This window comes from Variovorax sp. TLI9-5A (assembly GCF_056867935.1).
On record NZ_CP200310.1, the window covers coordinates 6,862,817 to 6,885,663 of the forward strand.

The window sequence follows — 22,847 nt, forward strand, 5'->3', positions numbered from 1 at the left end:
GCAACTGCGGGAGCTTCGCCCCATAGACGCGAAGCTCTAATGAAGAGTCCGCCGGGCGGCTAGAGTCAGGCGATTGTTTGCAAGCAAAGGAAGTAATCGCATGGCTACCCAGGACGACGACAGCAACGGCAAGGCCGCCGACCGCATCAAGGATTCCGCCCAGCAGATCTGGCTTGCCGGCCTCGGTGCCTTCGCCAAGATGCAGCAGGAAGGCAGCAAGGCCTTCGAGGCGCTGGTGCGCGACGGCGCCGGCATGCAGAAGAAGACCCAGCAGGCGGCCGAGGAAACCCTGGCCCAGGCCCAGCAGCGCATGGCCGGCTTCGCCAACGAATTCGGCACCAAGGCCGCCGGCCAGTGGGGCAAGCTGGAGAACATCTTCGAGGAGCGCGTGGCGCGCGCGCTGGAAAAGCTGGGCATGCCCAGCGCCGCCGACATGGCCGCGCTGCAGGCGCGCGTCGAGGCGCTCGAGGCCCAGCTGAAGAAGGCGCAGCAGGGCACCGCCTCCGCCGCGCGCAAGACCGCGGCCCGCAAGGCGGCCGCCCCCGCCGCCAAGAAGACCTTGCGCCGCAGCAAGGCCGGCTGACCCCGCGCAAGCCGCCGCGCCGGGCGGTGGCGATTGCGGCACCGCACAAGAAAACCGGCGCCGCAAAACATGTCCCGTACCTTCATGGTGCGGTGCACATACGCTAGAGTGTCCCCAAGAGATACGAACGAGACATCCGGGGGCACCAGCATGGCAAAGAAGGCGCCACGCCGCACAGCGCAACGCATCCTCGAAGCCGCATTGGATCTGTTCAACCGCTTCGGGGAGCCGAACGTCTCGACCACGCTGGTGGCGGGCGAACTCAACATCAGCCCCGGCAACCTCTACTACCACTACCCGGCCAAGGAAGAGCTGATCAACAAGCTCTACGAGGCCTACGAAACCGAGCTCGACGAGCTGCTGCACGCCAGCGAGGGAGTGCACGACGTGGAGGACGCCTGGTTCTTCATGCACAGCCTGTTCGAGCTGATCTGGCGCTACCGCTTCCTCTACCGCGACCTCAACGACCTGCTCAGCAAGAACCGGCGGCTGGAAACCCAGTTCCAGCTGGTGCTGAAGAACAAGGCGCGCGCCATCCGCCAGCTCATCGCCGGCCTGAGCCGCGCCGGCCACCTGGAGATCGACGTGCACGAGGTCGACACGCTCGCGCAAAGCATGGTGGTGGTGCTGACCTACTGGCTGAGCTACGAGTACGTGCGCAACCCGCGCGAGGCGCTCGAGCCCGCGCATGCGCAGGGCGCGCTGATGCGCGGCGGCCTGCACTCCCTGCACCTGCTCGCGCCCTACCTCGGACGCGAACAGCGGCTGCATCTGCTGGCGCTCGGCAATGCCTACAACGGCGAGGACCCCGGCAGCAACGGGACCGGCGCCGCGGCTTCCCCTGTCGATATGGCGGTCTAGAACATGCCCCACCACGATTTCAAACCGCTCTCGCTGATGTCCACCGGCGCAGCCAAGGCCAATGCCGGCACGGAACCCTGGACTCCCCTGCCCTGGGCCGACTCGCCCCGCTACGACGCGCGCAGCGTGCTGCTCCATTGGCCGCGCCTGCATGCCGGCCACGAGCTGCCGGTGCCCGCCGAGGGCTCGGCGCTGGCCGAGGGCTGGGCGCTGTACCACAGCGGCGAGTTCGAGCGCGCCGCCGCCATCGGGCTGCTGCAGGGCGCCGAAGGCATGGCGCTGGCCAACCAGGCGACCGCGATCTATGCCAACTACCTGGAGCCGCGCGAATCGGTGCGGCTCGCAATGTTCCGCCAGGTGATCGAGCGCGCGGGCGCGCAGGTCGACGCCGAGCCCGAGAACTGCCAGGCGCTCTACTGGCAGTCGTACGCGCTGGGCCGCTACAGCCAGGGCATCAGCGTGGCGCGCGCGCTGGCGCAGGGCTTGGGCAGCAAGCTCAAGGGCGCGCTGGAACGCGTGATCGAACTGCAGCCCCGGCATGCGGACGCGCACCTCGCGCTGGCCTCCTTCCATGCCGAGGTGATCGACAAGGTCGGCGCGCTGGTCGGTCGCATGACCTACGGCGTGCGCTCCGAAACCTCGGTCGAGCTGTTCGAGCGCGGCCTGGAGCTGCACCCCCATTCCGCCGCCGGGATGATGGAATACGCCCGCGCGCAGCTCATGCTGCACGGCGAATCGCGCACGGGCGAGGCGACGCGGCTCTACGAGAAGGCGGCCGCGCTCAAGCCGGCGGATGCGCGGGAGCGGCTGGAGGTGGAACTGGCGCGGGCCGGACTGCGGGACTGAGCAGCACCGGTACGGCCGTGTACCGCAAGATTTAAGATGCGGGTTTTCCGCTCTACATCCCCCAGACCGACATGTCCGACCTCAACGCCCTGTTCGAAGCTGCCCAGGCCAATTCCAAGCTGCTCGCCGAGCGCCCCGACAACCCGACGCTGCTGAAGATCTACGCTCTGTTCAAGCAGGCCACCGAAGGCGACAACACCGCCAAGAAGCCCAGCTTCAGCGACATCGTCGCCCGCGCCAAATGGGATGCGTGGACGGCCCAGAAGGGCCTGAGCGCCGACGAGGCGAAGCAGAAATACATCGACCTGATCGAATCGCTGCGCGGCTGATCGCGCGCTGGCTCAGCCCGGCAGCTTCGTATCGGCGAAGCGCCGGATGGGCTGCACGAAGGCGAGGTCCGCGCCGTCGAGCACGTCGCGGCCTGCCAGGCTCGCGAAGCTCAGCCCGGTCTCGGCCTCGATGAAGGCCAGCGGGCGCTGCGAGGTGCCGAAGTCTTCCAGGTCGCGCGCCACGCCCGAATCGAGATAGGTGCCCTGGCTCATCAGGTAGGCGATGGCGCTGAGTTCGCCGGTCGCCTCGCTGATGAAGGCGACCACTTTCCAGAAGTCGCGGGGAATCTGAATGCCGAATCTCTCCGCGTCGTCCGCCCGCAGGATCGGGCCGGTGAAGACGCTGATGCGCTTGTCATCGCCCTGGGCGTTGCCGAGGACGTAGTCCTCCAGGTCGCCCCACAGCCCGTCGTTGAAGGGCTGCCACTGGGGGCAGGCGTTGGTGGCGAAGAAGGTGTCGATGTTGGCCCTCTGCGCCGTCGCCAGCGAGCCCCAGTTCGGGTCCTGCCTGCGCGTCATGTGGCCGCGCGAGAACTTGCCTTCCTGCCCGGGGCCGTAGGCCTCGCGCAGCATCTGGTATTCCTTCCTGATGCGGCCGTCGTAGTTCCAGGTGTCGTGGCGCGGGACGTTCTTCGACTTCGAGCCGTCGATGTTGCAGGCCGAGTAGAGCGGCACGCGCCGCGAGATGCACTGCACCGTGCTGAAGTGCTGGTACTTGAGCTCGAAGGAGCCGTCCTCCAGCCTGGCGATGTCTTCCATGGAGATGGACTCGCCGATGGACGGCAGCGCGACGTGCGCGTCCTGCCCCAGAAAACCGGCCGAATAGCCCTGTCGGCCCTTGAAGAACTCCGGCGGCTTCGGCGTCGCGGCGACGCGCTGGATGCCGGCCCACGAACTGCTCACGACCTGGATGTCTGCATCGGACATGGAAAAGCTCCCTCCAGAAAAGCGCCGGGGCCATCTGCGGCCCCGGTGATTGCTTGCTGCGCGCTGCGCGACTACTTCGCGAGCTTGGCCCGTGCGTTTTTCAGGCTGAAGACAGGCTTGCGGATTTCCGCGAAGGTGGGCTGGGAGACAGCCCATTCCGGGTTCTGCTCGAGCGCGGCGAGCTGCTCCTCGTCGACCTGGGCTTCCATCAGCGTGCTGGTCTTGGCCGTGAGCACCACACCGGGCACGCAACGGCGCAGCCGTGCTTCCGCCGACAACTTCTTGCGCGGGCTGCCTGTGTAGGTCAACACGATGCTGGTCACTTCAGAACTCCAAAACCTTCGTACTCGGCCGGCCAACCCACCTTTTTGGCTGCCTTGGACAGCATCCTGACGATGGCGTCGGCCTTTTCAGGGCCTTTGGGCATGTTAAGCAGCTTCTTGTCCCCTGACAACAAACGGGCTGCCATCCCCGAGGAGTACGGCGTGGCCATCGAAGTTCCGGACATCATGGCGTACCTGTCGCCCGGAAAAGCCGACAGCACCGCCACGCCGGGGCCGATGAAATCGGTGGAAAGCCCGTAGTTCGAGAACTCCGCGACGAATTCCTTGCGGCGGCGGATCTCGCTTTCCTGGAAGCTCTCGGGGCAATCCGCCGGAAAGGTCCCGTCGCGCCCCAGCGCGCCCACGGCCAGGGTGTGGCTGTAGCGGGCGGGATAGCGCAGCAGCGGCTGGCCGTCGTTGCCGGTGGCGGCGAACACCACCACGCCCGCGTTGCGCGCCTTCTCGAGGATGTCGGGCATCTCCGGCATCGCCTCCAGGCTGCCCATGCTGATGTTGACGATGTGGCAGCCGTCGGCGATCGCCCTGTCGAGCGCGCTGGCGATGTCGGTCGACTTGGCCCGCCCGCGCTCGCCGCTCTTCGGGCAGACGCGGTAGGCCATCAGCCGGCAGGCGGGCGCGAGGCCGTAGATGCCGGAGCCTTGCGCCATCCGGCCCGCGATGATGCCGGCGACATGCGTGCCGTGCCCGATGCCGTTGTCCAGGAAATCCACCGGGTTCTCGCCGGTGACGAAGCAGCCGCCACCCGCCACGGCAATGGCCGCATGGGGCCCGACGCCGCTGTCGATCACGCCCACCGTCACGCCCTCGCCCGCGTGCGGGTCGTAGGGCGCGTAGTTCGCCAGCAGCTGGAAGCTGTCGGGCACCAGCGGCGCGGCCAGCACGTTCAGCCGCTTCGGCGCGTCGACCCGCTCGAAGCCCTTCACGAACACCGACCAGTGCGTGTGCTCCGGTTCGACCAGGATCATTTCCACGCGCGGATAGAGCACCGGAATCCCCAGGCTCGCGATACCGTCGCTGTCGGTCACGGCCAGCACGTGCGCGCCGTCCCAGTCCACCAGCGCCTTCACCCGCACGCCCGCCACCGGCTTGCCCTGCGGGTCGGCAAAGCGCATTTCGAAGCGCTTGACCTTGGTGCCCGCGGCGACCTGGATCGCGCTCGCTTCCAGCTCGTCGCCCAGCGGTCGGATGTACTGGAGATACGCCCAGGCAGCCGGTGCGATCCGCAGCCCCGGCGTGTTACGGCGCATGGCCAGCAGGGCCGACGAGTTGGCGCGCATCACCGACACGCCCTCGACCTGCTTGAGCAGCTTCATCCTCGGCGCGCCGCGGCCGCGCACGCCCTCGCCGATCACGTCTGCCGCGTTGCCGAGATTGATCGCGCTCAGCGTCGCCAGCTCCGCGCCGCCTGCCTCCGCACTGCGGGGCGGCCAGACGATCACGTCGTCGGAGAACTTGGGTTCCAGCGCCATGCGACGCAGGCGAAGCTCCTGCAGCAGGTGCTCCAGCTTCTTGCCGTCCGATTCCGAGAGCTCGCTCTTCGCGGGCGGAAGATTGCCGGTGCCGGTGCTGTTGTTGCGTTTCGGAACTTCCCGTCGCTCGTTCGCTGCTGCAGCCATGGACTCTCTCCTTTGCCGCTTTATCGCACGACGGCGGTTCCGCCCCGTGAATCGCCCCTAGCCCACGATGCCCCGCTCGTGCAGCGCCGCGATCTGCCCGGGGCTCAGCCCGATTTCCTTCAGCACCGCGTCGGTGTCCGCCCCCAGCGCAGGCGCGTTGCGCCGATGGCTGGCCGGCGTGAGCGACAGCTTGGGCACGAAGCCCGGCACCGCGAGATCGCTGCCGTCGGACATGCGCACCTGCTGCAGCATGCCGCGCGCGGCGTAGTGCGGATCGGCCGCGATGTCGGCGATGGTGTAGATGCGCCCGCCAGGCACATGCGCCGCGTCGAGCGCGGCCAGCACCTCGGCCACGGTGCGCTGCGCGGCCCAGTCGCCGATGGCGGCGTCCAGCATTTCCACCTGCGCCACGCGGCCGGTGTTGCCGGCCAGCGCCGGGTCGGCGGCCAGGTCGGGCCGGCCGATGCATTCCATGAGCCGGCGGAAGATGCTGTCGCCGTTGCCCGCGACGATGGCGTAGCCGCCGTCCGCGCAGCGGTAGGCGTTGGTCGGTGCGATGCCGGGCAAGGCACTGCCGGCCGCCTCGCGCACCGCACCGAAGGCGCCGTACTCGGGCAGCAGGCTTTCCATGCAGTTGAAGACCGCCTCGTACAGCGCCACGTCGACCACCTGCCCGCGCCCTTTCGGGAATTCCGCGCTCACCGTCGCATGCCGGTGCTGCATCGCCATCAGCACGCCGATCACGCCGTGCAGCGAGGCCAGCGTGTCGCCTATCGAAACGCCAACGCGCACCGGCACCCGGCCCGGCTCGCCCGTGAGGTGGCGCAGCCCGCCCATCGCCTCGGCCACCACGCCGAAGCCGGGGCGGTCGCGGTACGGGCCGGTCTGGCCGTAGCCGCTGATGCGCAGCATCACCAGCGCGGGGTTGGCGGCCAGCAGCGCGTCGGGGCCCAGGCCCCAGCCTTCCATCGCGCCGGGGCGGAAGTTCTCGATCAGCACGTCGGCCTCTGCCGCCAGCTGCCGCACGATGGCCTGCGCCTCGGCCTCGCGCAGGTCCAGCGCCAGCGAACGCTTGTTGCGCGACTGCACCTGCCACCAGACGGAGGTGCCGTCCTTCAGCAGCCGCCAGGTGCGCAGCGGATCGCCCGCGCCCGGCGGCTCGATCTTGATGACCTCGGCACCGAAGTCGGCCAGCGTGCGCGCGGCGAAAGGCCCGGCGATGAGCTGCCCGAGCTCGATGACCTTGAGGCCGGCCAGCGGGCCGGCCGGCGAGGCGGATGCGGTGTTGGTTGAAGCGGTCGTCGTCATGCGCCCGAGTGTGCCGCGCCGCCGCAACCACCCGGCCAGGGCGGGAAAACACCTATGAATTCTTGACACCGCAGGTCCCGCCGGTTCCGCAGTGCAGCAATGACTGCCTCCGCCCGGTCCGCTCCCGGGGAGAAAGGCCGTTGCTGCGGCGCAATGAGGGTCGGCAAGGCGGCCTTCGGCGGCTCCTCCAAGGTCAAGAAAGTATCAATTCCGGGCGCTATCTCTGGTTGTTGGCATCAGGAGCGATTCGTACAGTCCGCCCCATGCAACCCGACCTGGAAATCGTCGAAGTCCGAGGTGACGAATCGTTCACCTGCTGGGCCCACGGCTACCCGTACCGCACCGTGCGCTGGCACTTCCATCCGGAGTACGAGATCCAGCTGATCGTCGAGACCCAGGGCGTGTATTTCGTGGGAGACCACGTCGGCCACTTCGAGCCGGGCAACCTGGTGCTGATGGGCCCCGACCTGCCGCACAACTGGATCAGCGACGTGCCCGCCGGCCAGAGCGTGGAGCGGCGCGGCATCGTGATCCAGTTCCCGGCCGCGCTGGCGCAGGGCATGGCCGCGGCCTTCCCCGAGTTCGAGCGCATTGCGCCGCTGCTGGCCGAGTCGGGCTCGGGCCTGCTGTTCTCGGCCGAGACCGCCGCCGCGGCCAGGCCGATCATGGAATCGCTGCTGGAGGCGCGCGGCCTGCGCCGGGTGATCCTGCTGCTGTCGCTGCTCGAGCTGCTGGCCGACGGCCAGGACCGCCAGCGCCTCGCGAGCCCGGCCTTCAAGCCCGACCCGAAGGCCTTCATGTCGCACGCCATCAACAACGTGCTGGCGCACATCGCCGCCAACCTCGGCGACGAGCTGCGCGAGCCGATGCTGGCCGAGCTGGTGGGCCAGAGTCCGAGCGCGTTCTCGCGCTCCTTCCGCAAGCACACGGGCCAGTCCTTCGTGCGCTACGTGAACCGGCTGCGCATCAGCCGCGCCTGCGAGTTGCTCACCAACAGCGAGAAGCCCGTGCTCGACGTCTGCATGGACGTGGGCTTCAACAACGTGTCGAACTTCAACCGGCAGTTCCTGCTGCACAAGCGCATGCCGCCGACCAAGTTCCGCAAGTTCCACCGCATGCAGGCAGCCGCCTCGCGTGCCGCCAGTCCGCCGTAGCGCCACGGGGCACACCGCCCCACCGAGTTCCCCCGCGTCGTTTCCGGCGCGGCGCAAGAAGGCGCCGCGCGGGGCGGCCCTTTGCCAGCGTTTTTTCAAACAGCGAGACAACCTCAAGGAGACAGCCACCATGACGAAACTTCTCAAAGCCACCGCCCTCACCGCATGCATCGCCGCGCTGGTCTGCGGCACTTCGGCCGCGCAGGCCCAGTCGGCGAAGCAGCCGCTGCGCATCGGCATGACCTTCCAGGAGCTCAACAACCCCTACTTCGTGACCATGAAGCAGGCGCTGGAGGAAGCCGCCGCCAGCATCGGCGCAACGGTGGTCACCACCGACGCGCGGCACGACGTGGCCAAGCAGATCGGCGACGTGGAGGACATGATCCAGAAGAAGGTCGACATCCTGCTCCTGAACCCGACGGACTCCACCGGCGTGCAGTCGGCCGTGCGCTCGGCCAAGAAGGCGAACGTGGTGGTGGTGGCGGTGGACGCCAACGCGCAGGGCCCGGTCGATTCCTTCGTGGGCTCGAAGAACACCGACGCCGGCCGCCTGGCCTGCGACTACCTCGCGAAGAACATCGGCGAGAAGGGCGACGTGGCCATCCTCGACGGCATTCCGGTGGTGCCGATCCTGGAGCGCGTGAAGGGCTGCCGCGAGGCGCTTTCCAGGTACCCCGGCATCAAGGTGGTGAGCACGCAGAACGGCAAGCAGGAGCGCGCCACCGCGCTCACCGTGACCGAGAACATCCTGCAGGCCAACAAGGACCTGAAGGGCATCTTCAGCGTGAACGACGGCGGCTCCATGGGCGCGCTCGCGGCCATCGAGGCCAGCGGCAAGGACGTGAAGCTCGCCAGCGTGGACGGCGCGCCCGAGGCCATCAAGGCGATGCAGAAGCCGGGCTCGAAGTTCATCGCGACCACCGCGCAGTACCCGCGCGACCAGATCCGCCTGGCCATCGGCATCGCGCTGGCGAAGAAGTGGGGCGCCAACGTGCCCGCTGCGGTGCCGGTCGACGTGAAGCTGATCGACGCCGAAGGCGCGAAGACCTTCAGCTGGTGACCCGCGCCTCGAGGAGTTCCAGGCCATGAACGACACCGCCGAAATGCTGCGGCTCGAAGGCGTCTCGAAGAGCTTTCCCGGCGTGAAGGCGCTCTCGGGCATCGACCTCTCGATTCGCAAGGGCGAGGTGCACGCGCTGCTCGGCGAGAACGGCGCGGGCAAGTCGACGCTGATGAAAATCCTCGGCGGCATCCACCAGGCCGACGAGGGGCGCATCCTCATCGATGGCGGCGAGTGCAGGTTCGAGGGCTACAACGACGCGATCGCGGCGGGCATCGGCATCATCTTCCAGGAGTTCAGCCTCATCCCGTACCTGAACGCGGTGGAGAACATCTTCCTGGGCCGCTACCTCAAGAACCGCTTCGGGCTGATGGACAAGGCGGCGATGAAGCGCTCGGCGCGCGAGCTCTTCGACGAACTGGGCGTGCGGATCGACCTCGACGCGCCGATCTGCCGGCTCTCCGTGGCTCAGCAGCAGTTCGTGGAGATCGGCAAGGCGCTGTCGCTGAAGGCGCGCCTGCTGGTGCTCGACGAGCCGACCGCCACGCTCACGCCGAACGAGGCCGGACATCTGTTCAAGATCATGCGGGAGCTGCGCGCCAAGGGCGTGGCGATGATCTTCATCTCGCACCACCTCGACGAGATATTCGAGGTGTGCGACCGCATCAGCGTGCTGCGCGACGGCGCCAACGCGGGCCATGCCGAAGTGGGCGAGACGAACGTGGACGCGCTGGTCGAGATGATGGTGGGCCGCCGCATCGAGCACAGCTTTCCGCCGAAGCCGCAGCCCGCGCCGCGCGGGCGCAAGGTGCTGGAGGTACCGCACATCCAGCTCGCCAGGGGCGGGCCGGTCAACGCCTTCGAACTGCACGAGGGCGAGATCCTGGGCTTCGCCGGACTGGTCGGATCGGGCCGCACCGAGCTGGCGCTGGGCATGATGGGCGCCGACCGCGCCTACCGAAAGACGGTGCTGCGCAACGGCGTGCCCGTGCGACTGAACGACCCGACACAGGCGCTGGAGAACGGCATCGGCCTGCTGCCGGAGAGCCGCAAGGTCGAGGGGCTCATCACCGACTTCACGATCCGCTTCAACATCTCGCTGAACAACCTGGGCAGGCACCGCCGCGCGGGGCTGGTCGGCAGGGCCTCGGAGGAGCGCTCGGCGAACGAGCTGTCGCGCCGCGTCGGCGTGAAGGCGCCCGGCATCGAGACGCGCGTGGCCACGCTCTCGGGCGGCAACCAGCAGAAGGTGGTGATCGCGCGCTGGCTCGGTCATGACTGCGAAGTGCTGATCTTCGACGAGCCCACGCGCGGCATCGACGTGGGCGCCAAGGCCGAGATCTACGGGCTCATGCGCGAGCTCACCCGGCAGGGCAAGTCGATCGTGATGATTTCCAGCGAACTGCCCGAGATCGTCGGCATGTGCGACCGCGTCGCGGTGTTCTCGGGCGGCGCCATCGTGGCCATGCTCGAGGGCGACTCCATCAACTCCGGGGACATCATGCGCCACGCAACCAGAGGGGGCCTGCAATGAACGCCACCGCCAGCCACCACCCCGTGCCTGCGGTTCCCGCGGGCGGCCTCTTCAGCCGGCTGCGCCGCTCCACGGCCTTCCTGCCGCTGGTGGGGCTGGTCGCGATCTCGGTCTTCATGATCGTCGCAACCGACAACTTCCTCTCATGGAGCAACCTGCAGAACATCGCGCTGCAGTCGTCCATCAACGCGATCATCGCGGTCGGCATGACGGCGGCGATCCTCACCGGCGGCATCGATCTTTCGGTGGGCGCGGTGGTGGCGCTGTCGGGCACGCTGGCCTCGGGGCTGATGGTGCAGTTCGGCCTGCCGCCGATGCTGGCGGTTCCGCTGGGTCTGGGCGTGGGCGTGGTGATCGGCCTGTTCAACGGCTACTGCGTGGCCTGCCTGCGCATGCCGCCCATCATCGTGACGCTGGCCACCATGGGCATCGCACGCGGCATCGCGCTGATCTACACCGGCGGCTATCCCATCGACGGATTGCCCGACTCCTTCGCCTTTCTCGGCGGCGGCGTGCTGGGCGGCATCAAGGTGCCGATCCTCATCATGCTGGCGACCTACCTCGTGGCCTACGTGTTGCTGAACATGGCGCCCTTCGGCCGCTACGTGTACGCCATCGGCGGCAACGAGGAAGCCACGCGGCTGTCCGGCGTTCGCGTGTCGCGCTACAAGCTGCTGGTGTATGCGCTCAGCGGCTTCACCGCCGCGGTAGCCGGCATCGTGCAGGCCGCGCGCGTGACCAGCGGGCAGCCCGGCGTGGGCGTGGGCTTCGAACTCGACGCCATCGCGGCGGTGGTGATGGGCGGCACCTCCATCGCGGGCGGGCGCGGCGCCATCGTGGGCACGCTGGTCGGCGCGCTGCTGCTGGGCGTGCTGAACAACGGGCTGAACATGATCGGCGTGTCGCCGTACCTGCAGCTGATCATCAAGGGCGGCATCGTGCTGCTCGCCATCTTCATCAGCCGCGAGGCAAAACGATGAGCTCGCCCCCAGGCTTCGCGCACTTCGTGTCGCTACGCCACCCCCCTGCCGGGGGCAACACCAGCGGGCCGGCGAAGCCGGTTCCGCGGTGTTCCGCGAAAGAACCGCAACTCTTCTGAACAGAAAGAACCATGAGCTATCAGAAACTTCAGCCCGGCACTTCGGGCGCAATCTCCCAGCTCGCCTCGATGCAGGCCGTGGTCTGCCACGGCCCGAAGGACTACCGGCTGGAGACCGTCGACATGCCGGTCATCGGCGCCAACGAGCTGCTGATCTCCATCGCCGCCTGCGGCATCTGCGCCTCGGACTGCAAGTGCCACTCGGGCGCGAAGATGTTCTGGGGCGGCGACGGCCAGCCCTCGTGGGTGAAGGCGCCGGTGATCCCGGGCCACGAGTTCTTCGGCTACGTCGAGGCGCTGGGCGAAGGCGCGGCCGAGCACTTCGGCGTGGAGAAGGGCGACCGCGTGATCGCCGAGCAGATCGTGCCCTGCGGCAAGTGCCGCTTCTGCACCTCGGGCAAGTACTGGATGTGCGAGGTGCACAACATCTTCGGCTTCCAGCGCATCGTGGCCGACGGCGGCATGGCCGACTACATGCGGCTGCCGCCCACCGCGCGCGTGCACAGGATTCCCGACGGCATTTCGCTGGAGGACGCGGCCATCATCGAGCCGCTCTCGTGCGCGATCCACACGGTGAACCGCGGCGACATCCAGCTCGACGACGTGGTGGTGATCGCGGGCGCCGGCCCCCTGGGCCTGATGATGGTGCAGGTGGCGGCGCTGAAGACGCCGAAGAAGCTGATCGTGATCGACCTCGTGCCAGAGCGCCTCGCGCTCGCGAAGCAGTACGGCGCCGACATCGTCGTCAACCCGAAGACGGAGAACGCCGACGCCATCGTCAAGGGCCTGACCGAAGGCTACGGCTGCGACGTGTACATCGAGACCACCGGCGCGCCCATCGGCGTGACGCAGGGCCTGGAGATGATCCGCAAGCTCGGCCGCTTCGTGGAGTTCAGCGTGTTCGGCTCCGAGACCAGCGCCGACTGGTCGATCATCGGCGACCGCAAGGAGCTGGACGTGCGCGGCGCGCACCTGGGGCCGTACTGCTACCCCGTGGCCATCGACCTGCTGGCGCGCGGGCTGGTCACCTCGAAGGGCATCGTCACGCACGACTTTCCGCTGACCGAATGGGAGCGCGCCTTCGCGCTGGCAAACTCGCTGGATTCCATCAAGGTGCTGCTCAAGCCGCAGCCCCGATCCTGAGAGACAACCAAGCCAGAGGACATCATGAAATACGTGATCGGCGTCGACATCGGCACGCAAAGCACCAAGTGCCTGCTGGTCGGCATCGACGGCAAGGTGCATTCGCAGCACAGCGTGGCCTACCAGCCCGAGACGCCGAAACCGTTGTGGGCGCAGCAGGACTGCGAGGTGTGGTTCGACGCGGTGTGCGAGAGCGTGCGCGCCTGCGTGGCGAAAAGCGGCGTCGCGCCGGAGGACATCGCGGCGATGTGCGTGAGCAGCCTCTACGGCGGCGCGGGCATCCCGGTCGACGAAGCCATGCGCCCGCTGCACCCCTGCCTGATCTGGATGGACCGCCGCGCCACCGCCGAGGTCGACGCGGTGAACGCGAAGGTCGACGTGGCGCGGCTGCAGGCCATCACCGGCAACGGCGTGGACAGCTACTACGGCTTTACCAAGATCCTGTGGGTGCGCGAGCACCTGCCCGAGGTGTGGGCGAAGACGCGCCACTTCCTGCCGCCCAACAGCTACATCAACTGGCGGCTCACGGGCGAACTCGCCGTCGACCACAGCTCGGCCGGCAACATCGGCGGCGTGTACGACGCAGCGCGCCGGCAGTGGTCGCAAGAGGCGATGGAGATGCTCGGCATTCCGTCGCGCATGATGCCGCCGCGTCTGGTCGAGTCGAGCGACGCGGTCGGCGGGCTGGGCGCCGAATGGGCCGCGAAGCTGGGCCTCGCCGAGGGCATGCCGCTGATGGCGGGCGGCGTAGACGCGGCGGTGGCCACCTTCTGCGCGGGCGTCACCGGCAGCGGCGACCACGTCGCGATGATCGGCACCAGCATGTGCTGGGGCTTCGTGAGCCCCACGGTGGATGCTCGGCACCGGCTCATCACCATGCCGCACGTGTACCGCGGCGCGGACCGCAGCTATGTGTTCGGCGGCGCGATCACGGCGGGCGCCGCCGTCACCTGGTTCCGCGAGGCCTTCTGCCAGGCCGAGATCGCGGAAGCGGCGCGCACCGGCGAGGACGCGCATGCGCTGATCGAGCGCCAAGCGGTCGAGGTGCCGCCCGGCGCCGAGGGCCTGGTGTTCCTGCCCTACCTGATGGGCGAGCGCAGCCCGATCTGGGACGCGCAGGCCAAGGGCGCCTTCATCGGCCTTTCGCTCGCGCACAGTCGCGCGCATCTTTACCGCGCGGTGCTCGAGGGCGTGAGTTTCGCGCTGCAGCACAACATCGAGGCCGGGCGCCAGAGCGGCCAGCCGCTGGACGACCGCTTGATCGTGGTCGGCGGCGCTGCGCACTCCGACCTCTGGATGCAGATCGTGGCGGACATCACGGGCTACCCGGTGTTCACCATCGAGCAGGAAGTGGAAGCGGCGCTGGGCGCGGCCATGCTCGCGGCGCTCGGCGCCGGGCTGGTCGATGCGGCCACCGCCGAGCGCGGCTGGGTCACGCTGGTGGAGCGGGCGCGGCCCGAGCCCCGCGCGCAGGCCGTGTACCGCGAGCGCTTCGAAATCTACAAATCGCTTTACCCCGCGCTGCGCGATGCGATGCAGCGGCTGAAATGACCACTTCCTTCGATTTCTCCGGCCGCCGGGCCCTCGTGACCGGCGCGAGCAGCGGCATCGGCCGTGCGGTGGCGGCGCGGCTCGCGCAGGCGGGCGCGCAGGTCACGGCCATCGGGCGCAATGCCGCGGCACTGGCGGCGCTGCACACCGAAGCCGGCTGCACGCCGCTGGTGCTCGACGTGGCCGACGCACCCGCGCTGGAGCGCGCGCTCGCATCCCTGCCAGCCTTCGACCTGGTGGTGAACTGCGCCGGCATCGCGCTGCTCGAATCCGCCATCGACATGCAGGCCGACAGCTTCGACGCGGTGATGGCCGTCAACGCGCGCGCGGCGGCATTAGTGGCCTCGCGCTGCGGCAAGGCCATGATCGCGGCCGGCGTGCGCGGCAGCATCGTCAACGTGTCGAGCCAGGCCGCGCTGGTGGCGCTCGACGCACATCTTTGCTACTGCGCCTCGAAGGCCGCGATGGACGCCATCACCCGGTCGCTGTGCCTGGAGTTCGGGCCGCACGGCATCCGGGTGAACAGCGTGAACCCGACCGTCACGCTCACGCCGATGGCGCAGCAGGCCTGGTCCGATCCGGCCAAGAGCGCTGGCGCCCTGAAGAACATTCCGCTGGGCCGCTTCGCGCAGGTGGAGGAAGTGGTGGCGCCGATCCTCTTCCTGCTGAGCGATGGCGCGTCGATGGTGAGCGGCGCGGCGCTGCCGGTGGACGGCGGCTACACCATCGTCTGAATTTCAGGCCAGGCGAGTGCCGCCGCCTCGCGGCGTGTCGAGCATCGCGTCGAGGTTGCGCGTGATCTTGGCCTCGATCATTTCGCTGAAGCTGCTGAACAGGAAGCCCAGCGTCGCCTCGAGCTTGAAGGTGGTGTCTGTGACTTCGACGGTGCCGTCGATGCCGGCGCGCGTGAAGGTCGCGGTGTCGCAGCTTTCGCCCTGGGTGTAGACGCATTCGAGGCCGAACTCCTGCTCGGCCTGCTGGATCCACTTGCGCGCGACGACGCGCGCGCGTGCGATGCCCAGTGTGTGGTTGCGTTCGATGTGGATGTCAGGCACCGCGATCTCCGGTCTTGTCGTGTTCAGGGCTGGTGTGGGTCTGGAGGATACCCGTCGCTGCCTGCAGGGCGACGCGGCGTTCCTCGGTGGTCGGCAGCGCGGCGATGCGCCGCACCTCGGCATAGAAGCGCGGCCAGTCGCGGCCTTCGCGCTCGAAGAGTTTCTCGAAGCTCGGCACGAGGTCGTCGTAGGCGCCCTGCGCACCGAAGGCCGCGTTGTTGGCGCGCGCCACCCAGGCGTCGTAGGCGTTCTGGCGCGGGCCGGTCCAGCCCGCCTTCAACTTCGCGTAGCGCTCGCGGAAGTCGGCCATGGCGGCCTGCTTCATGGCTTCCACCTTGGTCCAGTCCTTGGCCTTGGCTTCGGGCGATTCGTACACCTTCGTCAAGGCGCGGCGGGTGTCGAGCGCCAGCGCGCGAAATTCCTGGCGTTGCGCGTCGAACTGCGCGTACTCGCGCCGCGCCGCATCGCCGGCCTCGCGCTGCAGCCACATCGCGCCGCCGATGCGCTCGACCGCCGTGGCGTAGGACTCGTTGAACACCGTGTCGCCCGCCACGTAGAGCACCTGGTGCGCAAGCTCGTGGAACACGATGCGCGCCAGCTCGCCCTCGGGGTAGCCGATGAACGTGGACAGGAGCGGATCGCCGCCGGCCCAGTTCATCCAGCCCAGCGTGGAATACGCGGGCACCGGGTACACGGCCACTTCCAGGTCCTGCTTCTTCTGTTCCTCGGCTTCGGCCTTGGCCGCTTCCTCGCTGTAGTAGCCGCGGTAGCCCACGCAGCCCGCCACGGGGAAGCACCAGCTCTTGAGCGTGAGCGAATAGTGCGGCGCCGCCACCACGTTCCACACGGCGGCGGGGCGGTGCAGGTCGGCGTACGACTTGTAGCTGGCGTTGTCGGGCAGGCCGAGTTCGGCCGAGGCGAAGCGGCGGATGCGCTGCGTGAGTTCGAGCTTGGTCTTCAGCGCCGCCGACACCGACGGGTCGGCCAGCCATTCGGGCACCGGCTTGGCGGCCCGCATGATGCCGATGTGGCCGCTGGCGGACTGCCAGTAGTAGCCGAGGTCGGCGCAGCCGGTGAGCAGGAGCATCGAGCCGGCCAGCGCGAGGACCGGAAGGCCCGGAAGAAAGCGAAAGCGCCTCACACTTTCTCGACTTCGACCAGGCAGTCGTAGAAGGTCGGCCCGCGGCCGATGTCGGTCAGGCGCTGGCTGGTGAGCTCGTTGACGTTGGTGCCGTCCATGCCGAGCTTGCGCCACCAGATGCCCATGCCGTGCACCACGCCCTGCCGCGCGCGGCGCGAGATCTCGGCGCGGCAGCGGTGCTCGCCGCGCTTGTTGAACACGCGCACCGTGGCGCCGTCCTCGATGCCGCGCGCCGCGGCGTCGGTCTCGTGGATTTCGAGCAGTGGCTCGACCTCGATGGCGCGAAGGCTCGTCACGTTGACGAAGGTCGAGTTGAGGAAGTTGCGCGCCGGCGGCGAGATCATGGCCAGCGGGAATTCGGTCGAGCTGCCGGCGGGCTCCCAGTTGGGCACGTGCTCGGGCAGGCCGTCCATGCCCATGGCCTGCAGGCGGTCGCTGAAGAATTCGCAGCGGCCCGAGGGCGTGGGGAAGCCGCCTTCGGCGAACGGCGCCTCGGGCAGCTTCAGGCTGCTGAAGCCCTGCGCCATCAGCTCGGAGAAGTCGATGTTGCGCTCGGGGAAGGCGGTGCGGCACAGCGTCTCGTCGGAATCGGAGAAGCAGGGCTCGTCGAAGCCCATGCGGCGCGCCAGCTCGCGGAACACCCAGGCGTTGCTGCGGGCCTCGCCGCGCGGCGCCACGGCCGGGCGGTTCAGCAGCACGTCGGTGTGGCCGTAACTGCAGTGGATGTCCCAGTGCTCAAGCTGCGTGGTGGCGGGCAGCAGGTAGTCGGCGTAGTCGGCGGTGTCGGTGCGGAACTGCTCCAGCACCACAGTGAACAGGTCTTCGCGCGCAAAGCCCGCCGCCACCTTGGCCGATTCGGGCGCCACCGCCACCGGGTTGCTGTTGTAGACCACGATGGCCTTCACCGGGTTGGCCGTGTCGAGCAGCGCGTCGCCAATGGTGCTCATGTTGATGGTGCGCGGCTTGCGTCCGGCCAGCAGGTCGGGGCGCTGCAGCGCTGCGCGGTCCACCGGGTAGTGGCCCGAGCTGCTCAGCAGCAGGCCGCCCGCGCGGTCGCGCCAGGCGCCCACCAGCGCCGGCAGGCAGGCGACGGCACGCGCCGCGTTGCCGCCGCCGCGCACGCGCTGCATGCCGTAGTTCAGGCGGATGGCGGCCGGCCTGGTGGTGCCGTAGGCCTTGGCCAGCGAGACGATCTGCTCCTCGGGAATGCCGCAGACCTGCGCCGCGCGCGACGGCGGCCATTGCAGCGCGCGCTCGCGCAGCTGCTCCCAGCCCAGCGTGTGGCTGGCGATGTAGTCGTGGTCGAGCCAGTCGTTCACGATCAGCTCGTGCATCAGCGCCAGCGCCAGCGCGGCGTCGGTGCCGGGCAGCAGCGCGATGTGCTCGTCGCACTTGTCGGCGGTCTCGGTCTTGCGCGGGTCGATGCACACCAGCCGCGCGCCGGCACGCTTGGCAGCCTGGGCATGGCGCCAGAAATGCAGGTTGCTGGCGATGGAATTGCTGCCCCAGATCAGGATGAGCTTCGCCTCGGCGAAGAACTCGATGCGCATGCCGACCTTGGCGCCCAGCGTATAGAGCATGGCCTCGCCGCCGGCCATGGAGCAGATCGTGCGGTCCAGCAGGCTGGCTCCCAGCTTGTGGAAGAAGCGCCGGTCCATCGACTCGCCCTGCACCAGGCCCATGGTGCCCGCATAGCTATAGGGGACAATAGCTTCGGGTTTTCCCTGTAATACTCGAAGATTCGCGGCGATGTCGTCCAGGGCGGCGTCCCAGCTCACCGGCTCGAACTGGCCGCTTCCCTTGGGGCCGACGCGCTTAAGGGGCTGCATCAGCCGCTCGGCATGGTCGTTTCGCTCGATGTAGCGCGACACCTTGGTGCACAGCACCCCGCCCGTGTGCGAATGGGCGGGGTTGCCCTGCAGCTTCACGGCAACGCCGTCCCTGACGGTGGTGACCAGCGCGCAGGTGTCCGGGCAGTCGTGCGGGCATGCGCCCAGCACGGTGGTCGTTGCGGGCTGGGAGGGCGCTTCTTCGAGCGAGGTATCCGGTGCGTGGGCCATCGGGCAAGTCTAATTTGTGCGCGATTCAGAGCGCTGGAGTGGGTTTTCATCATGTTGTTGAATCGACGTCATTTTTCTCTGGCTGCCGGCGCGGCAGCCACGCTGGGCGGCTTCGGCATCGCCCGGGCGCAGGACACGCCGCTGGTGCTGGGCCAGTCGGCGGCATTCACCGGCCCGGCTGCGCAGCTGGGCATCCAGTTCCACCAGGGCGCCAAGCTGTTCCTTGACCAGTACAACGCCCAGCCGGGCCGCCGCAACGTGGTCATCAAGAACCTGGACGACGGCTACGAGCCCGACCGCTGCGCGGCCAACACCCAGAAGCTGATCGAGGAAGACGTCTTCGCGCTCTTCGGCTACATCGGCACCCCGACCAGCCTGGCCGCGCTGCCGCTGGCAGTGAAGGACAAGGTGCCCTTCGTGGCCCCCTTCACCGGCGCGATGTCGCTGCGCGAGCCCTTCCAGAAGAACGTGTTCCACCTGCGCGCCTCGTACAACGACGAGACGGCGCTGATGGTGAAGCAGCTCACCCACCTGGGCCTGAAGAAGATCGCGGTCTTCTACCAGAACGATGCCTACGGCAAGGCCGGCCTCGACGGCGTGACGCTGGCGCTCGGCGAGCAGCAGCTCAAGCCGGTCGCGCTGGCCACGGTGGAGCGCAACTCGGCCGACGTGGCGCAGGCGGTCAAGACCATCGTCGCGGCGCGGCCCGACGCCGTGGTGCAGGTGGGCGCGTACAAGGCCTGCGCGGCGTTCATCCGCGAGGCTCGCAAGGCGGGCTACGGCGGCACCTTCTTCAACATGTCCTTCGTCGGCACGCAGGCGCTGGCGGACGAACTGGGCAAGGACGCGGCCGGCGTGATGGTCACGCAGGTGATGCCCTCGCCCTACAACCAGGCCAACGCGCTGGCGCGCGAGTTCACCGAAGCCGTGCGCAAGGTCAATGGCGCCAGCGCCAACTTCTCGAGCCTGGAGGGCTACCTCGCCGCGAAGGTGCTGGTGGAAGGCCTGCGCAAGGCGCCTGGCAAGCCCACGCGCGACAGCCTGATCGCGGGCCTGGAAAGCATCGACCGCCAGCAGTTCGGCGGCTTCGAGGTGTCGTTCTCGGCCAGGAACCACGTGGGCTCGAAGTTCGTCGAGCTGTCGATGCTGACGGGCGACGGCCGCGTCAGGACCTGAACTTCTTTCGTGGAATACCGCGGAACCGGCTTTGCCGGGCCGCAGGTATTGCCCCCTTGAGGGCGTTGGCGTAGCGACACGAAGTGCGCGAAGCCTGGGGTGGGTCAGGCCGTCAGGCCGTCCACGGCCTGGAACATGGCCTGGCGCGCCTGGCTGACGATCTGCCCGCGCCAGGCGTCGGTGTCCGTGTAGAACGCCTCCACCATGCGCGCGCGGATGCCGTCCGCCAGTTCGGCCGGCGCCTCGGGGTGCTTGTGCAGCCAGTGGTCGGCGCGCAGCGCGCCGGTCACTTCGAGGATGGGCAGCGTGCCGTATTCGAGCGCAATGCCGGTGTACTCGGCCTGCGGGCACTCCTGGTACACCGAATCCCACATCAGCCCGCGCAGCAGCGCCGAGGTGGAGGAGCCGTCGTAGATGGAGGTGACGGGCGCAGCGGGCGTGCCCCACCACGCATTGGCGCGCGCATAGGCGGCCTTGTCGTCGCGGCAGGCGAAGATGCGTTCGCCCAGGCCGTTGGGGCCCAGCCCGGTGTGCAGGTCGATCCACGCGATGCGCTTTGCGTGGCTCGCATGGCGGCGCAGCACCTCGCGGATGGTCTTGTTGCTCCAGGTCGGCGCCTTGCCGCCGTAGAACAGGCCGTCGTCGAACTGGTACTGCCCGCTGGTCACGGCAGCCTGGTAGGCGGTGGCGCCGTGCTTCTCGATCCATTTGCCGACAGCCGCCTGGTTCTCGGGCGTGGGCGGCCAGGTGTCGGGCAGCAGCAGCCCGTGCAGCTTGGCGTAGGGTTCGTTGACCGGCACCGGCTTGGAGAAGTCGATGAAGTTGCGGTTCAAGTCGACGTTCTCGTGCGTCACGCGCCGGCCGTGCGAAAAACCGTGCGGGTTGAGCGCATGCACGTACAGCACCGCCACGCCCTGCGCCTTCGCCTTCTCACGCCACTCGGCGTCGTGCAGCGCGAACACCTGCACGCCGCTGCCGCAATGGCCTTCGACGCCGTGGCAGGCGCTGCTGACGATCAGCAGGTTCGACGCATCGGCCTTGCCGTCGAGCGCCACGTCCATCGAGAGCTCCTCGCCCTCGCGCCCCTTGAGCGGGTGCGCATGCGGCTCGACCGTGAGGCCGGCGCCCACGCAGCCCTGCAGGAATTTCTGGCGCGCCTGTGCGTAGCGCGGCGAAAAGGCTTCGGCGATTCCGATCATGTGGCGCTGGACCTCTCTGGGTGAATCAGGCGACCGGCAAGGCGGTCAGGCGGCGCTTCCGCCGGGCTTGAGGAACTGCTCCGCGATCTGCACCCAGCAGGTGGCACCCAGCGGGATCAGATCGTCGTTGAAGTCGTAGCTCGCGTTGTGCAGCGTGCAGGGGCCCTCGCCGTGGTGCACGTCGCGGTGCGCGCCGTCGCCGTTGCCGATGAAGGCATAGGCGCCGGGCTTGGCCTGCAGCATGAAGGCGAAGTCTTCGGAGGTCATGGCGGCTTCCTGCTTCAGCACGTTCTCGGGGCCGACCACGCCACCCATCACGCGGCGGGCGAAGTCGGCCTCGGCCTCGGTGTTGACGGTGGGCGGGTAGTAGCGCTCGAAGCGGAACTCGCAGGTGGCGTCGTGCGCCGCGCAGATGTGGTCGCTGATCTGCTTCATGCGCTTCTCGATCATGTCGAGCACCTCGATGGAGAAGGTGCGCACCGTGCCCGACAGCTCGCAGTTGTCGGGAATCACGTTGTTGGTTTCGCCGGCATGGATGGTGGTGACGGAGATCACGGCCGAATCGGTCGGCTTCATCTTGCGCGTGAGGATGGTCTGGAAGGCCTGCACGATTTCGCAGGCGATCGGGACCGGGTCGACGCCGGTCTGCGGCAGCGCCGCGTGGCCGCCCTTGCCCACCACGTTGACGAAGAACTTGTTGCCCGAGGCCATCACCGGGCCGGGGCTCACCGCGAACTGGCCGGCCTTCATGCCGGGCCAGTTGTGCATGCCGAAGACGGCATCCATCGGGAATTTCTCGAAGAGTCCTTCCTTGATCATCTCGCGAGCGCCGCCGCCGCCTTCTTCGGCGGGCTGGAAGATCAGGTAGACGGTGCCGTCGAAGTTGCGGTGCTTCGCCAGGTGCTGCGCGGCCGCGAGCAGCATGGCCGTGTGGCCGTCGTGGCCGCAGGCGTGCATCTTGCCGTGGTGCTTGCTGGCGTGGGCGAAGGTGTTGAGCTCGGTGACGGGCAGCGCGTCCATGTCGGCGCGCAGGCCGACCGCGCGGCTGCTGGTGCCGTTCTTGACGATGCCCACCACGCCGGTGGTGCCCAGGCCGCGGTGGATGGGAATGCCCCATTCGGTGAGCTTGCCTGCCACCACGTCGGCGGTGCGGACTTCTTCGAAGCAGAGTTCGGGGTGGGCGTGGAGGTCACGTCGGACGGCGGCGATGCCGGCCGCCTGCGTGACGATCGAGTCGATGAGTTTCATGGGGATGGACCGTCTCAAAACGCCAGTCTATCCACTCTGGCACCGAGAGGCACCTCGGAAGACACGCAGCCCGAGTGGCTGCAGGGGCCGTTCCTCAGTGCCCGCCCGTCCAGAAGCCCACGTGCGGCACCGCGGCTTCCTGCTCGAGCAGCGGCCCCACCACCTCGACGCGCCGCTGACCGCGCGCGAAGACCTCGCGGCAGGGCAGCGAAAAGGTCGGGTTCTCGGGGTGGTCGCCGGTCAGGCCGAGCAGCGCATGCTCGGAAAGCGCATAGACCACGCGGCCGATGTTGGTCCAGTAGATCGCGCCCGCGCACATGCAGCAGGGCTCGGCGCTGGTGAAGAGCGTGCAGCGCGCGAGCTGCTCGGGCGTGAGCAGCCGCGCGGCCTGCGCCGCGGCCACCAGCTCGGCATGCTGGGTGGGGTCGCCCTCGGGCGGCATCGAGTTGTTGCCTGCGGTGACGACGACCTCGCCATGCTCGTTCGCCACCAGCGCGGCGAAGGGATGGCGCCCGCGCGCCTTCGATTCGTCCGAAAGGCGGATGGCCATGCGAAGCAGTTCGAGGTCGCGCGGGGACAGGTCGGGCGAGGAGGTGTCGTCGGTGGTCATGCG

The 22,847-nt window shown here is 68.5% G+C and carries 22 protein-coding genes; 12 read left to right on the forward strand and 10 right to left on the reverse strand.

Translation table 11 applies throughout. The features are described from left to right. Positions 1-100 precede the first annotated feature (100 nt). The 4 genes from AC1VNX_RS32580 (at position 101) to AC1VNX_RS32595 (ending at position 2,619) form a co-directional block, all read left to right on the forward strand. The gene (locus AC1VNX_RS32580) at positions 101-583 is read left to right on the forward strand and encodes a phasin family protein (protein ID WP_483161640.1); all 483 of its coding nucleotides are present in this window, start codon (positions 101-103) and stop codon (positions 581-583) included. 150 nt (positions 584-733) lie between these two features. Then, positions 734-1,444, forward strand: coding sequence for a TetR/AcrR family transcriptional regulator (locus AC1VNX_RS32585; RefSeq protein WP_483161641.1), 711 nt, complete (start codon positions 734-736; stop codon positions 1,442-1,444). 3 nt (positions 1,445-1,447) lie between these two features. Further along, positions 1,448-2,290, forward strand: coding sequence for a hypothetical protein (locus AC1VNX_RS32590; RefSeq protein WP_483161642.1), 843 nt, complete (start codon positions 1,448-1,450; stop codon positions 2,288-2,290). A gap of 71 nt (positions 2,291-2,361) precedes the next feature. After that, a complete protein-coding gene (locus AC1VNX_RS32595; RefSeq protein ID WP_184640215.1) occupies positions 2,362-2,619 on the forward strand; it encodes an acyl-CoA-binding protein in 258 nt (85 codons plus the stop codon). 12 nt (positions 2,620-2,631) lie between these two features. Here AC1VNX_RS32595 and AC1VNX_RS32600 read toward each other — a convergent pair whose 3' ends face one another. The 4 genes from AC1VNX_RS32600 to AC1VNX_RS32615 all read right to left on the reverse strand — a co-directional run bounded on the left by AC1VNX_RS32600 (position 2,632) and on the right by AC1VNX_RS32615 (position 6,814). Further along, positions 2,632-3,546, reverse strand: a complete 915-nt coding sequence (locus AC1VNX_RS32600; protein ID WP_483161643.1) for a DNA/RNA non-specific endonuclease — start codon at positions 3,544-3,546, stop codon at positions 2,632-2,634. 71 nt (positions 3,547-3,617) lie between these two features. Further along, on the reverse strand, positions 3,618-3,869 hold the full coding sequence (locus tag AC1VNX_RS32605) for a hypothetical protein (protein WP_483161644.1): 252 nt from the start codon (positions 3,867-3,869) through the stop codon (positions 3,618-3,620). After that, complete coding sequence (locus AC1VNX_RS32610) at positions 3,866-5,506, reverse strand: S8 family peptidase (RefSeq protein WP_483161645.1); 1,641 nt, start codon at positions 5,504-5,506, stop codon at positions 3,866-3,868. The genes AC1VNX_RS32605 and AC1VNX_RS32610 overlap by 4 nt, the downstream gene beginning before the upstream one ends. A gap of 57 nt (positions 5,507-5,563) precedes the next feature. Beyond that, entirely contained in the window at positions 5,564-6,814 is a 1,251-nt protein-coding gene (locus tag AC1VNX_RS32615; protein ID WP_483161646.1) for a CaiB/BaiF CoA transferase family protein, read from the reverse strand. A 263-nt stretch (positions 6,815-7,077) separates the two neighbouring features. Between AC1VNX_RS32615 and AC1VNX_RS32620 the strand changes: the two genes are divergently transcribed. The 7 genes from AC1VNX_RS32620 (at position 7,078) to AC1VNX_RS32650 (ending at position 15,089) form a co-directional block, all read left to right on the forward strand. Beyond that, complete coding sequence (locus tag AC1VNX_RS32620) at positions 7,078-7,968, forward strand: helix-turn-helix domain-containing protein (RefSeq protein ID WP_483161647.1); 891 nt, start codon at positions 7,078-7,080, stop codon at positions 7,966-7,968. 130 nt (positions 7,969-8,098) lie between these two features. Continuing rightward, complete coding sequence (locus AC1VNX_RS32625; RefSeq protein WP_483161648.1) at positions 8,099-9,028, forward strand: substrate-binding domain-containing protein; 930 nt, start codon at positions 8,099-8,101, stop codon at positions 9,026-9,028. Positions 9,029-9,053: 25 nt separating this feature from the next. Next, entirely contained in the window at positions 9,054-10,562 is a 1,509-nt protein-coding gene (locus tag AC1VNX_RS32630) for a sugar ABC transporter ATP-binding protein (protein WP_483161649.1), read from the forward strand. Then, positions 10,559-11,542 carry an ABC transporter permease gene (locus AC1VNX_RS32635; RefSeq protein ID WP_483161650.1) on the forward strand — a complete coding sequence of 328 codons (984 nt, stop codon included), beginning with the start codon at positions 10,559-10,561 and terminating at the stop codon, positions 11,540-11,542. Before AC1VNX_RS32630 ends, AC1VNX_RS32635 begins: the two co-directional genes overlap by 4 nt. Before the next feature lie 131 nt (positions 11,543-11,673). After that, positions 11,674-12,804, forward strand: a complete 1,131-nt coding sequence (locus AC1VNX_RS32640) for an alcohol dehydrogenase catalytic domain-containing protein (protein ID WP_483161651.1) — start codon at positions 11,674-11,676, stop codon at positions 12,802-12,804. Positions 12,805-12,828: 24 nt separating this feature from the next. Beyond that, positions 12,829-14,355, forward strand: a complete 1,527-nt coding sequence (locus tag AC1VNX_RS32645; RefSeq protein ID WP_483161652.1) for an FGGY-family carbohydrate kinase — start codon at positions 12,829-12,831, stop codon at positions 14,353-14,355. Continuing rightward, complete coding sequence (locus tag AC1VNX_RS32650) at positions 14,352-15,089, forward strand: SDR family oxidoreductase (RefSeq protein ID WP_483161653.1); 738 nt, start codon at positions 14,352-14,354, stop codon at positions 15,087-15,089. Before AC1VNX_RS32645 ends, AC1VNX_RS32650 begins: the two co-directional genes overlap by 4 nt. 3 nt (positions 15,090-15,092) lie before the next feature. On the opposite strand, the gene AC1VNX_RS32655 is transcribed toward AC1VNX_RS32650, so the two are convergent. From AC1VNX_RS32655 to AC1VNX_RS32665, 3 genes are read right to left on the reverse strand one after another with little or no spacing between them, the layout of a single operon-like run. After that, complete coding sequence (locus AC1VNX_RS32655) at positions 15,093-15,410, reverse strand: polyhydroxyalkanoic acid system family protein (RefSeq protein ID WP_483161654.1); 318 nt, start codon at positions 15,408-15,410, stop codon at positions 15,093-15,095. Next, entirely contained in the window at positions 15,403-16,497 is a 1,095-nt protein-coding gene (locus AC1VNX_RS32660; protein ID WP_483161655.1) for an aminopeptidase, read from the reverse strand. The genes AC1VNX_RS32655 and AC1VNX_RS32660 overlap by 8 nt, the downstream gene beginning before the upstream one ends. A gap of 50 nt (positions 16,498-16,547) precedes the next feature. Then, complete coding sequence (locus AC1VNX_RS32665) at positions 16,548-18,611, reverse strand: molybdopterin-containing oxidoreductase family protein (protein ID WP_483161656.1); 2,064 nt, start codon at positions 18,609-18,611, stop codon at positions 16,548-16,550. A 51-nt stretch (positions 18,612-18,662) separates the two neighbouring features. Between AC1VNX_RS32665 and AC1VNX_RS32670 the strand changes: the two genes are divergently transcribed. After that, a complete protein-coding gene (locus AC1VNX_RS32670) occupies positions 18,663-19,787 on the forward strand; it encodes an ABC transporter substrate-binding protein (protein WP_483161657.1) in 1,125 nt (374 codons plus the stop codon). A 104-nt stretch (positions 19,788-19,891) separates the two neighbouring features. Here the strand turns inward: AC1VNX_RS32670 and AC1VNX_RS32675 are convergent, their stop codons facing one another. The 3 genes from AC1VNX_RS32675 to AC1VNX_RS32685 form a co-directional block, all read right to left on the reverse strand. Further along, positions 19,892-20,986, reverse strand: coding sequence for a M14 family metallopeptidase (locus AC1VNX_RS32675; RefSeq protein ID WP_483161658.1), 1,095 nt, complete (start codon positions 20,984-20,986; stop codon positions 19,892-19,894). 45 nt (positions 20,987-21,031) lie between these two features. After that, a complete protein-coding gene (locus AC1VNX_RS32680) occupies positions 21,032-22,234 on the reverse strand; it encodes a M20 aminoacylase family protein (RefSeq protein WP_483161659.1) in 1,203 nt (400 codons plus the stop codon). Between the two features lie 94 nt (positions 22,235-22,328). Continuing rightward, positions 22,329-22,844, reverse strand: a complete 516-nt coding sequence (locus AC1VNX_RS32685) for a nucleoside deaminase (RefSeq protein ID WP_483161660.1) — start codon at positions 22,842-22,844, stop codon at positions 22,329-22,331. Between the last annotated feature and the right edge of the window lie 3 nt (positions 22,845-22,847).

Bases quoted from the DNA above. Each gene is read 5' to 3' on its own strand.
- AC1VNX_RS32580 (WP_483161640.1), top strand. From the start codon at position 101: ATGGCTACCCAGGACGACGACAGCAACGGCAAGGCCGCCGACCGCATC.
- AC1VNX_RS32585 (WP_483161641.1), top strand. From the start codon at position 734: ATGGCAAAGAAGGCGCCACGCCGCACAGCGCAACGCATCCTCGAAGCC.
- AC1VNX_RS32590 (WP_483161642.1), top strand. From the start codon at position 1,448: ATGCCCCACCACGATTTCAAACCGCTCTCGCTGATGTCCACCGGCGCA.
- AC1VNX_RS32595 (WP_184640215.1), top strand. From the start codon at position 2,362: ATGTCCGACCTCAACGCCCTGTTCGAAGCTGCCCAGGCCAATTCCAAG.
- AC1VNX_RS32600 (WP_483161643.1), bottom strand. From the start codon at position 3,546: ATGTCCGATGCAGACATCCAGGTCGTGAGCAGTTCGTGGGCCGGCATC.
- AC1VNX_RS32610 (WP_483161645.1), bottom strand. From the start codon at position 5,506: ATGGCTGCAGCAGCGAACGAGCGACGGGAAGTTCCGAAACGCAACAAC.
- AC1VNX_RS32615 (WP_483161646.1), bottom strand. From the start codon at position 6,814: ATGACGACGACCGCTTCAACCAACACCGCATCCGCCTCGCCGGCCGGC.
- AC1VNX_RS32620 (WP_483161647.1), top strand. From the start codon at position 7,078: ATGCAACCCGACCTGGAAATCGTCGAAGTCCGAGGTGACGAATCGTTC.
- AC1VNX_RS32625 (WP_483161648.1), top strand. From the start codon at position 8,099: ATGACGAAACTTCTCAAAGCCACCGCCCTCACCGCATGCATCGCCGCG.
- AC1VNX_RS32630 (WP_483161649.1), top strand. From the start codon at position 9,054: ATGAACGACACCGCCGAAATGCTGCGGCTCGAAGGCGTCTCGAAGAGC.
- AC1VNX_RS32635 (WP_483161650.1), top strand. From the start codon at position 10,559: ATGAACGCCACCGCCAGCCACCACCCCGTGCCTGCGGTTCCCGCGGGC.
- AC1VNX_RS32640 (WP_483161651.1), top strand. From the start codon at position 11,674: ATGAGCTATCAGAAACTTCAGCCCGGCACTTCGGGCGCAATCTCCCAG.
- AC1VNX_RS32645 (WP_483161652.1), top strand. From the start codon at position 12,829: ATGAAATACGTGATCGGCGTCGACATCGGCACGCAAAGCACCAAGTGC.
- AC1VNX_RS32650 (WP_483161653.1), top strand. From the start codon at position 14,352: ATGACCACTTCCTTCGATTTCTCCGGCCGCCGGGCCCTCGTGACCGGC.
- AC1VNX_RS32660 (WP_483161655.1), bottom strand. From the start codon at position 16,497: ATGCTCCTGCTCACCGGCTGCGCCGACCTCGGCTACTACTGGCAGTCC.
- AC1VNX_RS32665 (WP_483161656.1), bottom strand. From the start codon at position 18,611: ATGGCCCACGCACCGGATACCTCGCTCGAAGAAGCGCCCTCCCAGCCC.
- AC1VNX_RS32670 (WP_483161657.1), top strand. From the start codon at position 18,663: ATGTTGTTGAATCGACGTCATTTTTCTCTGGCTGCCGGCGCGGCAGCC.
- AC1VNX_RS32675 (WP_483161658.1), bottom strand. From the start codon at position 20,986: ATGATCGGAATCGCCGAAGCCTTTTCGCCGCGCTACGCACAGGCGCGC.
- AC1VNX_RS32680 (WP_483161659.1), bottom strand. From the start codon at position 22,234: ATGAAACTCATCGACTCGATCGTCACGCAGGCGGCCGGCATCGCCGCC.
- AC1VNX_RS32685 (WP_483161660.1), bottom strand. From the start codon at position 22,844: ATGACCACCGACGACACCTCCTCGCCCGACCTGTCCCCGCGCGACCTC.